The following is an 11,978-nucleotide window of genomic DNA, read 5'->3' as shown; positions in this document are numbered from 1 at the left end:
AAGATGGCCCAACCAAGACAGTGAAGCTGACACCTAGATCATCGAGGATCGCTCCCCTACTAGGCCGATATGCAAACGATTAAACGCCGATGCGCCCAAACCGCCCGCATATCCCTTCATCAATAACCGTCTCAAAGAGCGCGGACACAAAACAAACAGCACACCAGAACCTCTGGCGTACCTGCCGTCTTGCCTCCAGATTGTAAGTGCGGCGATCTTCGTCGCCGCTTCCGCCCCGGTTCGTTCCGCGTTTCCGCATCTGTTCCGCTTCGGTGAGGGGGCTTTTACGTCCGGCTTTCAAAGGTCGCAAGCAGAAAATGACGGTCTGATGACGATTTTTCGGCGCCCCCAGCAATCCTTGAGGAAACCGCTCAACTTCCGTGCGCGTCAGCCCACAAATCCGCCTGCGGCATGGGTGGTTTTGCCGCCACAGACCGTCAGCGCGACGGCCGTCTGCCCGATTCTCGTGGCAGGCAGCGCTTCGATGTCGCCGTCGATCAACACAAGGTCCGCCGCCAATCCAACCCGCAGCATCCCCGTCAGCCCCTCCAGATGCGCCGCCCAGGCACCGCCCGCCGTGTAGGCCCTCAGCGCCGCCATCAGCCCGACCCGTTCATCCTGTGCGCCGGCATAAGGCACCCGCGTCAACGCCGCCTGGATGCCTCGCATCACCGACACATCCGTCACCGGCCAGTCGCTGGCAAAGGCCAGGGACGCGCCACTGTCCACCAGGGTCTTGCACAGAAAGGCGTCCGGCAGACGGTGATCTGCGACCACAGCCTCCATCCCTTCCAGCGGAAAGTCCATCGCCCCCGGCGCATGTGGTGGCTGCAGACTGGCAGTGATCGCCAGCGCCCCCAGCCTTGGCACATCCGCGCGGTCGATCAACTCGATATGCTCGATCCGGTGGCGGGCGTCGCGCGGCCCGTTGCGCAGCCGTGCCGCCTCATACCCGTCGATCGTCACCCGCACCGCCCCATCCCCAATCGCATGCACCGCAATCTGCAGGCCGCGCCGGTCGATCTCGGTGCAGATATCCTTGAACCGCTCCGCCCCGAACAGCGGCTCCGACCGGTGGCCCGGCATACCCGGATAGTCCTGCAGCATATAGGCCGTCCGGCTGTCGATCACCCCATCCATGAACATCTTCACAAAGCCCGACTGCACCCATTCGCCCTGAAAATCCGCCGCCATCGCCGAGGCGCGGTCCAGCTCATCCAGCGCCATGTCCGGCTTCATGTGGAACGGCACCTTGACGCGCTGCAACAGCCGCCCCGCCGCCTCCATCTCGGCCAGCAGCTCCAGCGTGTAGCGGTTGCCATCCATCGAGACGAGCGTGGTGATCCCCCGCTCGGCACAGTGCTGCATCCCGCGCGCGATATGGGCATTGTCCACCGCGCGCTCGGCCACGCTCACCAGGCCCGCAGGTTCCGCCCCCTTGGCGATGCCCAAATACATCCGCGCCACCCCAGCCAGCGCCAGAACCGGGTCAAACGCCTCGAACTCGCGCAATTCGCCGCTGGCAAGGCCGTCCGGCCCGATCACCACCTCATGCCCCGGCGGCATCGCGGCCCCGTGCAGCAACCCCGCGCGCTCAAGGCACAAGGTATTGCACCAGACCGTATGGTGATCCATCGCCCTCAGCGCGATCGGGCGGTCAGCTAGCACCGCATCCAGATCGGCCCGCGTCACCGGATGACCAAGGATGCCATATTCAACCCCTTCGGCCATCAGCACCGGCGCATCGGGGTTGGCGGCGGCAAACCCGGCGAAGGCCGCCCTCAGCGCGGCCATCCCGGTCACCCCGGTCAGTTGCAGGTGCTGCAACTCCACCCCGCCAAACAGATGCATGTGGCTCTCCACAAACCCCGGCAACAGCGTCCGCCCGCCACAGCGCACCAGCCGCGTCCCGGATCCGGCCAGCGCCGCCACCTCGGCGCCCCCCACCGCCACGATCCGCCCCCCGGCCACTGCCACCGCCGTCGCGCGCGGCTGCAAAGGGTCCATTGTCAGAACCTTCGCATCCGTCAGAATCATATCCACCAGCATAGCTTCCTCTTCTCCAAATATCCCCGGGGTCCGGGGGCTGGCCCCCGGTCTTGCTCAGCCGCCCGCGACCCGCTCTGCCATCACGCACAACATCTCGAACATCAGGCTGATCCCCAGCCAGGCCGTCCCGCCGCTCGCATCAAACGGCGGCGACACCTCCACCAGATCGGCCCCCACCACATCAAGCCCGCGCAGCCCCCGCGCCACCTGCAACGCCTGCCAGCTGTTCGGCCCGCCAACCTCGGGTGTCCCCGTTCCGGGCGCAAAGGTCGGGTCGACGAAATCGATGTCATAGGTCACATACACCGGCCCCGCGCCCACAATCTCCCGCGCCTCGGCCATCACGTCGTCCGGCCCCCGAGCGTGGAACTCGCCAATCGGAATGATCCTGATCCCGACCGATGCCGCGAAGTCCCAATCCTCGCGCCCATAGGCCGTGCCGCGAATGCCGATGATCACATAGCGTTTCGGGTCGATCAGCCCTTCCTCCACCGCGCGGCGAAACGGCGTGCCATGGTTGTAGCGGCTGGTGCCGAAATAGATGTCGTTCAAATCGGTATGGCTGTCGAACTGGATCATGCCCACCGGCCGCGCCTTGGCCACCGCCCGCAGGATCGGCAGCGTGCACAAATGATCGCCGCCGCCCGTCAAGGGCCGGATACCCGCCGCAACAACACGATCATAGAACGCCTCCATCCGCGCCAGACTGTCCATCAGATCGCCGGGGTTGGGGGCCACGTCGCCCAGATCGGCACAGCGCGCCAATTCGAACGGGGCCACCCAGGTCGCGCCGTTCTGCGCCCGGATCATGGTGGACAGGTCGCGCAGTTGGCGCGGCCCATGGCGCGGGCCGGGCCGGTTCGTGGTGCCCCCGTCCCATGGCGCGCCGATCAGCCCGATCTGCACCTGCGGGAACCTCGGGTGGTCAAACGGCACATGTGGCAACCGCATGAATGTGGGAATTCCAGCGAATCGTGGCAGATCAAAGCCGGATACCGGGGTAAAGAACCCATCATTCGTCCCTGTTCCTGCCATTACACGACCCTCTGCCAACCGATTCATTGCCCCACTTCACCACCGGCACAACGCCTTGTCAGGCCCGTCAGCGACATCACATCGGCGGGAAACCCGCTACCAATCCACAGCGGCCCTTGACCGGCACGCGTTGATCCCGCCTTATCAGCCCCAAACACTCAAGGATGGACGCGATGTTTTCCAAGACCGCCGACCCCACCGCCGCACCGATCCCGCCCTCGCGTCCCGCCGGTGCCGGGTCGAACACCGCACGCTCGGTTCTCGGGGCCGATTTGCGCATAACCGGCGAGATCACCTCCACCGGCTCGGTCGAGGTTCTGGGCGAGATTGATGGCAACATCACCGCTCACGGCCTGATCATCGGCCAAGAAGGGCGCGTCACCGGCTCGGTCAAGGCCGAAACGGTCGAAGTCAAAGGCCGCCTTGACGGCAAGGTCTCCAGCGACTCGTTCACCCTGCGGTCCAGCGCTATGGTCAAGGCCGATGTCACGACCCTGACCATCGTCATCGAAAGCGGTGCATCGATGGAAGGTCGTTTCCTGAAAGCCAAGGCCTGAAGTCTTCGGCACAGGCCTGACGCGACCCGCGCACCCGTTCAGTGCGCCTCAAAGAATGCAATCGTCGCGGCAATCATCTCGTCCAGCGTCTCGGGCGAGGTGAAGACGTTGAACACATGGTCCATCTCCCGGGTGAAGGCCTCCTCTTCGCCCTGATGCGCGGTCAGCAGCACCTCTTGCGCCACCGGCAGCACCGTCGTGTCCAGTGACCCCTGTGCCACGAACAGCGGCCCGGCATAGGACGCAATCTCTTCCGCCGGTTTGAAGGTGGCAAGCTGGTCAAAGAAACCCTGCTTCAGCCCGATCTCGGCCCCCCACGGCAGCATGATCTTCAGCGGCTGGTCCCCGGTGGTCATCCCGTCAGCCATCGCCTTCGGCCCCAGCAACCCCGCGAATGTCGCCTCAGGATCGGCCACCGCCGCCCACAGCGCCACCGCCTTCGGGGCGTCACTGCGCCCTGCCACCGCTGTGGCCACCAGCCCGCCCTGGCTCCAGCCAATGATACGCAGTGCGTCGCCCTGCACCCGCGCGTCGGCTTGCGCAAAGGCCAATGCCGCCAACCCGTCTGCAACCTGTCCCTCAAAGGTCGTGTCAGCGAACTCGCCCTCGCTTTCACCCGACCCGATGAAATCCACCCGCAGGCTGGCATATCCGGCCTCAGCCAGCGCCCGCGCTGTGCGTGAGAACACGCCGTCCTCGGTGCCCGGTATCGGCAATTCGTCCCGCGTGCCGGTGAAGCCGTGGAACAACAGCACCACAGGTGCTGGGTCCCCGTCGGGCAGCGCCAGCGTCCCCACCATCGTCTTGCCCTGCGACGCGATCGTCACGCGCTGCTCGGTCATCTCGGCCTGCGCCACACCCGCCGTCAACACCAATGCCATCATCCAGCGCATCATGCATCTCCCCTGAACCGCCCGCACCCGCAGACTGCACCCGCCTCGACCCTGCGTCAACGCTCTGGCGGGATCGAATACGTCAGCCCCGCCCGCGCCACCGGGTCCGGCAGTCCTTCGCTGAACACCAGCACATCGCCCACCACCAGCACGCGCCCCAGCTTCAATATCCGCGCTTCTGCCAGCAGATCCTGCCCCGCCGCTGGCTTGCGCATGAAATCGATGCCGCAATTGGTGGTCACCGTCAGCGCCTTTGGCCCGATCCGGCACAGGATCGCCAGATACATCGCCACATCGACCAGCGCGAACATCGACGGCCCCGACACCGTACCCCCCGGCCGCAGATGCCGCTCGGCCACCCGCAGGCGCAGGGTCACGCCGTCGACCTCGGCCCGCTCCACGGCGAAATCATTTACCACCTGCCCGAATTCCCGCGCCAGAAACCCCTGCAACTCCACCGCCGTCATCGCTATGCTCACTGCTTCCCTCCGCCGCCGTCCCCGCCTAAGCTGGCGCAAAACCGAAGGGAACGCCATGGCCGAACCAATCCTTCTGCGCCACGATGCCGATCACATCGCCACCCTCACCCTGAACGCGCCAGCCAGCCTGAACGCCCTGTCTGACGCCATGCTCGCCGCCCTCAGCGCCGAGTTCACCCGCCTTTCAACCGACCCCACCATCCGCGTCATTATCCTGCAAGGGGCCGGTCGCGCCTTCTGCGCCGGGCACGACCTGAAGGAGATGCAGGCCGCCCGCGCCGCCCCCGACAAAGGCGCCGCCTGTTTCGCCGATCTGTTCGCCCGCTGTGCCGCGTTGATGCAGATGATCCCCGCCCTGCCCCAGCCGGTCATCGCGCAGGTCCACGGCATCGCCACCGCCGCCGGCTGCCAGCTTGCCGCCGCCTGCGATCTTGTAACCGCCGCCGACAGCGCCCGTTTTGGTGTCAACGGCGTCAACATCGGGCTGTTCTGTTCCACCCCGATGGTCGCCCTCAGCCGCAAGGTCCCCGCCGGCGTCGCCTTCGAAATGCTGACCACCGGCGAATTTCTGACCGCCGCCCGCGCCCGCGAAGTCGGCCTGGTGAACCGCGTCAGCCCACCGGAAACCCTGACCGAAGACACCCTCGCCCTTGCCCGCACCCTTGCCGCAAAGCTGACCGCCGCCGTCAAGATCGGCAAACGCGCCTTCTATGATCAGCTCAACCTGCCCCTCGCCGAAGCCTACGCCTTGACCGCCCAGGTAATGCGCGACAACATGTTGTGGCGTGACACCTACGAAGGCATCAGCGCTTTTCTTGAAAAGCGAAAGCCGGACTGGGCAGATCAGACGTAATGCGTTACGGCTGGCAGCACCAACTTGCTGCCATCAACACCAAAAAACGAACGAGGCATACCATGAGCAGACTTCTCGCCGCCGTACTGGCGCTTCTTCCCGGCATGGCCGCCGCACAAGCCTACGAAGGCACCATCGTCGATCTGCAGTACCAGAAATATGATGACGGCGCGGGGTTCGAGCTTGACAGCATCGAAGGCACGCTGGATGCCAGCTGGATGTTCGGCCGCGTCGGCGTGCAAGCCGGTCTTGTCATCGGCAAGGAAATCGACAGCTCTGACGACCTCGATTTTCAGCATTACCGCGGTTTGGCGCTGCATCTGACCACCGATGTGTCCGACAGCCTGCGCCTTGGCGCGCTGGTTGCCTCCGACAACAGATTTGACGGCATCTACCTCTATGCCGCCGAAGCGCTGTATATGAATGGCCCGCTGCGCGTCGAAGGCCGCGTCGGGGACAACTTCAACAATGGCGATTCCTTCTCGCTCTTGGAGGTGAAGGGTGCTTTCACCATCGCCGGTGGCCTTTCGGCCCGCGCAGGCCTGCACTACAGCGACTATGGCGATGCTGGCTACTACCGCGTTCTCAGCGTCGGCGCGGGCTACCAGATGAACAACGGCGCCGAACTTTACGCCGACATCAGCCGCCACGCCAATGACTTTGGTGCCGGATCACCCACCCTGAACGGCTCGCTTTTCGATCTTGGCGTGCGCTTCAACCTTGGTGGCGGCAATTCCGACAAGGCGTTCAGCTATCAGCCGCTGAACTGACCCTGTCGGGCCAGAAGTGCGATCACCAGCGCCAGCCCGATACCCGCAAGCATAAGGCAGGCCGCATAAACCATCTGCGGCCCGCCAATCGCCAACAGCGCGGCCCCCACCGATGGCGCCGCCGCTGACGCAAGGATCGGTGATACCGCAACCGCGCCGGAAATCACCCCAAAGCCACTGCGCCCCAGAACCTCGGCAATCAGCACCGGCCGCAAGATCGACATCAGCCCCGCCCCCGCACCCTGCGCCAGCGCAAAGCCAAAGATCAGCACCGGGGCCGCCCCGGCCAGCCATAGCACCACGCTCGCCGCCACAATCCCGCCAACTGCGGCCCGCACCGCCTGCGACGTGCTGACACGCGCCCCCGCCATCAGCAGGATCAGCCGCCCCGCCACCTGTGCCGGGCCAATAGACGCCGCCGCCAGCGCCGCCATCCCCGCCCCGGCCCCCCGGTCGGCAAACAGCACCAGCACATAAGTCACCAAAATCCCGTGGTTCAGCCAGATCGCCCCGAATGCCGCAGCGATCACCCAGAATGCGGGCTTGCGCAGCGCCGCCTGCAGGGTTCCGGCCGGTGTGGGCGGCACCGCGAACTCTGGCCTTTCCCGTCGGCGCAACCGCCGCACCGCCACCGCGTTTAACGGGATCGTCAGCAGCATCAGCGCGGCAAAGGCCAGCATCGCGCCCTGCCCGCCAATCACCTGCCCCAGCCAATGGCCCAAGGGAAAGGCCAAGGTTCCGGCAAACCCCGCAACCAGCGTCACCCGCGTGATCGCACCCCGCGCCTCATGCCCCAGCCGTCGGGTCAGAAAGGCAAAGCATGTCTCATACAGCATGCCCGCCTGCGCCACCCCGATCAGCGCCCAGGCAACAATCCATCCGGCCAGCGTATCAACCAGCCCCAGCCCGGCGACGCCCAGCGCCGCCAGCCCCGGCAGCCAGATCAGCATCTCACCGCCAAGACCCCGGTCCACCAGCCGCCCGGTGAATGTGGTCAGCGCCGCCATGATCAGAAACGCCAGCGTCGGGCCCAGCGCCAGTTCGGATTTGGTCCACCCGGTCGTCGCCTCCAGATCCGGCAGCAGCGCCGGAAAGGAATAGTAGCAGCCGGCGTAAATCAGCGTTTGACCAATGGCCAATAGCCAGACGGCAAGGCTGTCCGTGCCACTCACAACCCGTAGATATCCCCGAATTTCGCCTCAAGGTAATCCAGCAGCGGCGCTTCGTTCGGATCAAACCCGCAAGCCTTCGCCACCGTCTCGCGCGGGGTCATCAGCGACCCGTGCCGTTGCAGATTGTCGCGCAACCAACCCGTCGCGGCACTGACATCGCCCTTGGCCATCTGCCCGTCCAGATCAGGCAGCGCCTTGCGCATCGCCTGGTTCAGGCAGCCCGCATAGACATTGCCCAGCGTGTAGGTCGGAAAATAGCCAAACAATCCGCAAGACCAGTGCACGTCCTGCAGCATCCCGTTCGACGGCTTGTCCACCGCCACGCCGAAATCCGCCTTGAACCGGTCGTTCCACGCAGCCTCCAGATCGGCGACCTGCACCTCGCCCCGGATCAGCGCGCGCTCCAGATCGAACCGCATCATTACATGCAGGTTGTACTGCACCTCGTCAGCCTCGGTGCGGATGAACCCCGAATGCACCCGGTTCACCGCCCGGTAAAACCCTTCCGCATCGGCAATCCCGATGTCGCCGAAATGCGCCTGCATCCGCCCGAACAGCCAGCCGGTAAAGCCCCGGCTCCGCCCCAGCTGGTTCTCGTAACTGCGGCTCTGGCTTTCATGCACCCCCATCGACGCCCCCTGCCCGATCGGCGTCAGCGCATAAGCCGGATCAATCCCCTGCTCATACGCCGCATGTCCGACCTCGTGGATCGTCGAGTAAAAGCAGTTGAACGGATCGCTTTCCGACACCCGCGTGGTGATCCGCACATCATGGCCGGACCCCGAACTGAACGGATGCACCGCCTTGTCCAGCCGCCCCCGCGTCCAGTCATAGCCAAACGCATCCGCCAGCTCACGCGTCAGCGCCAGTTGCGCCTCGCCCGCAAACACCCCCTCCAGCGCCGCTGGCGCCTTCGCCCCCAGCACCGCCGCGCGCAGCGCAACCAACCGTGGCCGCATCGCCGCGAACATCGCCGCGATCCCCGCCCCGGTCATCCCCGGCTCATAATCATCCACCAGCGCGTCATACAGATCGCCGCCTTCCGCCAGTGCCGCCGCCTCCTCGCGCTTCAGCCCCACCACGCGCTCCAGCGTCGGCAGAAACCCCGCCACGTCCTCGGCCGCACGGGCTCCCGCCCAGACGCCCTGCGCCAGTGACGTCAGCCCCGCCAGCTCTTCGGCCAGCCGTGCCGGCACCTTGACCGTCCGGCGGTACATCCGCCCGATCTGGCGCAGCTGCGCCGCCGCCACCGCGTCCGGGGCCACCGCCGCCGCAAGCCAATCGCCGACCCGCGCATCGGTGCGCCGCGCATGCAGCACACCCTCCAGCGCCGCCATCTCCTCGGCCCGCTGACTGGCCGCGCCCGAAGGCATCACCGTCTCCTGATCCCAGCCAAGCCGCCCCGCCACCTGGCCCAAAGCCTCGGTCTGGCGCTGATAAGCCATCAAGTCATCATACGCGCTCATGCCGTTCCCTTTCGGATCGATCCCGCGACCGGGTATTGTGCCAGATGCCGCGCCCGGATGATCAACACCCACAGGATCACCGCCCCCACCTGATGGGTGATCGCCACATGCACATGCGCCGCCGTCAGCGCCGCCGCGATACCCAAGACAACCTGCGCCAGCATCATCACCATCACCGCATTGAACGCCCCTTGCGTGGCGCGGTAGGCCGACCGCCGCCCCCGCAGCCAGACCACCACGCCAAACGCGAACAACAGATACCCCGACATCCGGTGAATGAACTGCACCAGCCCGGGGTTTTCAAAGAACGCATGCCAGACCGGCAGACTTCCCCCCGCCCCATCCGGCACATAAAACGCATCCGCCGGAAAGAACTGCCCATTCATCAGGGGCCAGGTCGGAAACGCCCGCCCGGCGTCAATCCCCGCCACCAGCGCGCCCAGCAATATCTGCAGAAACGCGAAATGCATCAACCCGGTGGACAGCCCGAACAACTTGCCCTCCCGCGCCCGCCGCGCCGTCATCAACTCCGCCTCGCTGCGCCCTAGCAGGAACACGTACCACGCGATGAACCCCAGGATCACGAAGGCCAGCCCCAGATGCGTGGCCAGCCGATAACTTGCCACATCCACCCGCGCCCCCGACAAGCCCGAGGATACCATCCACCAGCCAATCGCCCCCTGCGCCCCGCCCAAGGCCCCGATCAGCAGCAACCGCCCCGTCCACCCCGACGGGATCTGCCGCGTGACAGCAAACCCCAGAAAGCCCAAGGCCCAGACCGCCCCGATCACCCGGCCCAACTGCCGGTGCCCCCATTCCCACCAGTAGATGGTCTTGAAGGCGTCAAGGCTCATCCCCTTGTTCTGCAACTGATATTCCGGGATCGCCTGATACTTGGCAAACTCCGCCGCCCAGGCCGCCTCACTCATCGGCGGCAGCGCGCCCGTCACCGGCTTCCATTCGGTGATCGACAGCCCGCTATCGGTCAGCCGCGTCAGCCCGCCCACCACGATCATCGCACAGACCAGCAGGAACAGCGCCACCAACCACAGCCGGATGCCCGCCCGCGCGCCCTTGGGTCGCGCATCAATACCACCGCCAACCGGCGCCACTGGCACCGTTTGCCCGGCACCGACCTCTTCGAAAATGCTGCGCTTGCCCGCCATCATCCGCCCCTATCCATCGCGCCGGACACTAGGCCCCACCCCCGCCCCCTTCAAGGTCCTGCGACGCCGCACCATTTCATCTGTCCCCAAATATCCCCGCCGGAGGCTCCGACCTGCTCATCGGCGACCGGGATGCCAGCCTGACTCACCGCAACCGGCGCAGCAGTTCCAGCGATGGCTCGCCCGTCACTGCCAGCCCGGCACTTGCCTGATAGCCGCTGATCGCGGCCTTGGTCTTGGCCCCGATCACCCCGTCCGACCCACCGGTGTCAAACCCGGCCGCCGTCAGCAGCCGTTGCAATTCCTGCCGATCGGCAATCGTCATTCCCGCCGCATCCGGCCCGAAACTGGCCCGGATCGCGCCGCGCCCCAGCAGCCGGTCAGACAGGTGCCCCACGCCAATCGCATAATTCTCGGCATTGTTATAGCGCAGGATCACGTTGAAATTCTGCGTCAACAGGAATGCAGGCCCGCCGCCTAAAATGTTCGACCCGCCCGAAATGATCGACCCGCCGCCGGGCACCGGCCCGCCGCCCGCTGCCGTCACGCCCAGCGCGCTCCATTCCGCCGCCGATTTGCCCTTGCCACGCCCCAAAAGCCCGGTGTTGAACCCCGCCGGCAGGTTCACCTCGCCGCCCCAGGGCAAGCCGCGCGTCCAGCCCGACCGGCTCAGGTAAGCCGCCGTCGAGGCCAGCGCATCCGACGGATCCTCACCCCAGATATCGCGCCGCCCGTCGCCGGTGAAATCAACGGCAAACTCCAGATAAGATGTCGGGATGAACTGGGTATGCCCCATCGCCCCCGCCCAACTGCCGGTCATGCCAGCCGCGCCGATATCGCCGTTCTGCAGAATGCGCAGCGCCGCAACCAGTTGCCCCTCAAAGAACTCCCCGCGCCGCCCCTCATAGGCCAGCGTCGACAGCGCGCTGACCACCGGCACATTGCCCCGCCGCGTGCCGAAAAAGCTTTCCAGCCCCCAGACCGCCGCAACAACATGCGCCTCTACACCGTACCGACCTTCAATCGCCGCCAGCGTCCCGCCATATTCCCGCAGTTTCGCCTGCCCCAGCGACACCCGCTCCGCCGAGGCTGCGATGGCCAGATAATCCTCCAGCGACCGCTTGAATTCCGTCTGATTGCGATCCTTCTCGATCACTTCGGGCAGGAACCCCGCCCCACGGAACGCTGCATCCAGCGTGCCCGAAGTTATCCCCCGCCCCGCCGCGCGGCCCTTGAATCCCTCGACCCAGGCGTCCCACCCGGCGTTCGGCACTGGCCTGGGCGCGGGGTCAGGCGCGCGAAACCCGCCACCCGACGGCGCGCCGCCGCTTTGCACACACCCCGCCAGCAAAGCCGTCAGCCCCAGCGTTACGCTGCGCCGCGTCAGCAACCCGATAGTCATGCTCGCCGCCCCTATTCCTGTTTTACCACAAACTTAGCGGAGTATGGCGCCCAAGTCCAACCCTGACCACCCTCCCCGGCTGACCGCCGCCACGGCGAACCCGCCCCAATTTCCCCTTCAGAAATATCCTCGGGGG

11 protein-coding genes are annotated in these 11,978 nt (G+C 65.9%); 3 read left to right on the top strand and 8 right to left on the bottom strand.

Annotation, left to right across the window (positions count from 1 at the left end):
• Window positions 1–387: 387 nt before the first annotated feature.
• Together RMO18_RS15865 and RMO18_RS15860 are read right to left on the bottom strand one after the other, a co-directional pair.
• Window positions 388–2,049, bottom strand: coding sequence for an amidohydrolase (locus RMO18_RS15865; protein ID WP_309667216.1), 1,662 nt, complete (start codon window positions 2,047–2,049; stop codon window positions 388–390).
• A gap of 54 nt (window positions 2,050–2,103) precedes the next feature.
• A complete protein-coding gene (locus RMO18_RS15860) occupies window positions 2,104–3,084 on the bottom strand; it encodes an agmatinase (protein ID WP_309667215.1) in 981 nt (326 codons plus the stop codon).
• Window positions 3,085–3,257: 173 nt separating this feature from the next.
• Here RMO18_RS15860 and RMO18_RS15855 point away from each other — a divergent pair, with 173 nt between their 5' ends.
• Complete coding sequence (locus tag RMO18_RS15855) at window positions 3,258–3,641, top strand: polymer-forming cytoskeletal protein (RefSeq protein WP_309667213.1); 384 nt, start codon at window positions 3,258–3,260, stop codon at window positions 3,639–3,641.
• Window positions 3,642–3,679: 38 nt separating this feature from the next.
• On the opposite strand, the gene RMO18_RS15850 is transcribed toward RMO18_RS15855, so the two are convergent.
• On the bottom strand, window positions 3,680–4,537 hold the full coding sequence (locus RMO18_RS15850) for an alpha/beta fold hydrolase (RefSeq protein ID WP_309667211.1): 858 nt from the start codon (window positions 4,535–4,537) through the stop codon (window positions 3,680–3,682).
• 53 nt (window positions 4,538–4,590) lie between these two features.
• Window positions 4,591–5,013, bottom strand: a complete 423-nt coding sequence (locus tag RMO18_RS15845) for a PaaI family thioesterase (RefSeq protein WP_309667210.1) — start codon at window positions 5,011–5,013, stop codon at window positions 4,591–4,593.
• 55 nt (window positions 5,014–5,068) lie between these two features.
• Here RMO18_RS15845 and RMO18_RS15840 point away from each other — a divergent pair, with 55 nt between their 5' ends.
• Both RMO18_RS15840 and RMO18_RS15835 read left to right on the top strand, forming a co-directional pair.
• Entirely contained in the window at window positions 5,069–5,866 is a 798-nt protein-coding gene (locus tag RMO18_RS15840) for an enoyl-CoA hydratase (protein WP_309667209.1), read from the top strand.
• A 62-nt stretch (window positions 5,867–5,928) separates the two neighbouring features.
• Window positions 5,929–6,636: a hypothetical protein gene (locus tag RMO18_RS15835; RefSeq protein WP_309667207.1), complete on the top strand. Its 708-nt coding sequence runs from the start codon at window positions 5,929–5,931 to the stop codon at window positions 6,634–6,636.
• Here the strand turns inward: RMO18_RS15835 and RMO18_RS15830 are convergent.
• The 4 genes from RMO18_RS15830 to RMO18_RS15815 form a co-directional block, all read right to left on the bottom strand.
• Window positions 6,621–7,808, bottom strand: coding sequence for an MFS transporter (locus RMO18_RS15830; protein ID WP_309667206.1), 1,188 nt, complete (start codon window positions 7,806–7,808; stop codon window positions 6,621–6,623). The genes RMO18_RS15835 and RMO18_RS15830 overlap by 16 nt on opposite strands.
• Complete coding sequence (locus RMO18_RS15825) at window positions 7,805–9,274, bottom strand: carboxypeptidase M32 (protein WP_309667205.1); 1,470 nt, start codon at window positions 9,272–9,274, stop codon at window positions 7,805–7,807. Before RMO18_RS15825 ends, RMO18_RS15830 begins: the two co-directional genes overlap by 4 nt.
• Window positions 9,271–10,440 (bottom strand): heme A synthase, encoded by a 1,170-nt coding sequence (gene ctaA / locus RMO18_RS15820; protein WP_309667203.1) that lies wholly within the window; start codon window positions 10,438–10,440, stop codon window positions 9,271–9,273. Before ctaA ends, RMO18_RS15825 begins: the two co-directional genes overlap by 4 nt.
• Window positions 10,441–10,585: 145 nt before the next feature.
• Window positions 10,586–11,842, bottom strand: a complete 1,257-nt coding sequence (locus RMO18_RS15815; RefSeq protein WP_309667201.1) for a lytic murein transglycosylase — start codon at window positions 11,840–11,842, stop codon at window positions 10,586–10,588.
• Between the last annotated feature and the right edge of the window lie 136 nt (window positions 11,843–11,978).

This window comes from Tabrizicola sp. (genome assembly GCF_031377265.1).
Taxonomy (GTDB): domain Bacteria; phylum Pseudomonadota; class Alphaproteobacteria; order Rhodobacterales; family Rhodobacteraceae; genus JAUYQR01.
The sequence above is the reverse complement of the archived record's forward strand: the minus strand, read 5'-3'. Positions and strand labels throughout refer to the sequence as shown.

Bases quoted from the DNA above. Each gene is read 5' to 3' on its own strand.
- RMO18_RS15865 (WP_309667216.1), bottom strand. From the start codon at position 2,049: ATGCTGGTGGATATGATTCTGACGGATGCGAAGGTTCTGACAATGGAC.
- RMO18_RS15860 (WP_309667215.1), bottom strand. From the start codon at position 3,084: ATGGCAGGAACAGGGACGAATGATGGGTTCTTTACCCCGGTATCCGGC.
- RMO18_RS15855 (WP_309667213.1), top strand. From the start codon at position 3,258: ATGTTTTCCAAGACCGCCGACCCCACCGCCGCACCGATCCCGCCCTCG.
- RMO18_RS15850 (WP_309667211.1), bottom strand. From the start codon at position 4,537: ATGATGCGCTGGATGATGGCATTGGTGTTGACGGCGGGTGTGGCGCAG.
- RMO18_RS15840 (WP_309667209.1), top strand. From the start codon at position 5,069: ATGGCCGAACCAATCCTTCTGCGCCACGATGCCGATCACATCGCCACC.
- RMO18_RS15835 (WP_309667207.1), top strand. From the start codon at position 5,929: ATGAGCAGACTTCTCGCCGCCGTACTGGCGCTTCTTCCCGGCATGGCC.
- RMO18_RS15825 (WP_309667205.1), bottom strand. From the start codon at position 9,274: ATGAGCGCGTATGATGACTTGATGGCTTATCAGCGCCAGACCGAGGCT.
- ctaA (WP_309667203.1), bottom strand. From the start codon at position 10,440: ATGGCGGGCAAGCGCAGCATTTTCGAAGAGGTCGGTGCCGGGCAAACG.
- RMO18_RS15815 (WP_309667201.1), bottom strand. From the start codon at position 11,842: ATGACTATCGGGTTGCTGACGCGGCGCAGCGTAACGCTGGGGCTGACG.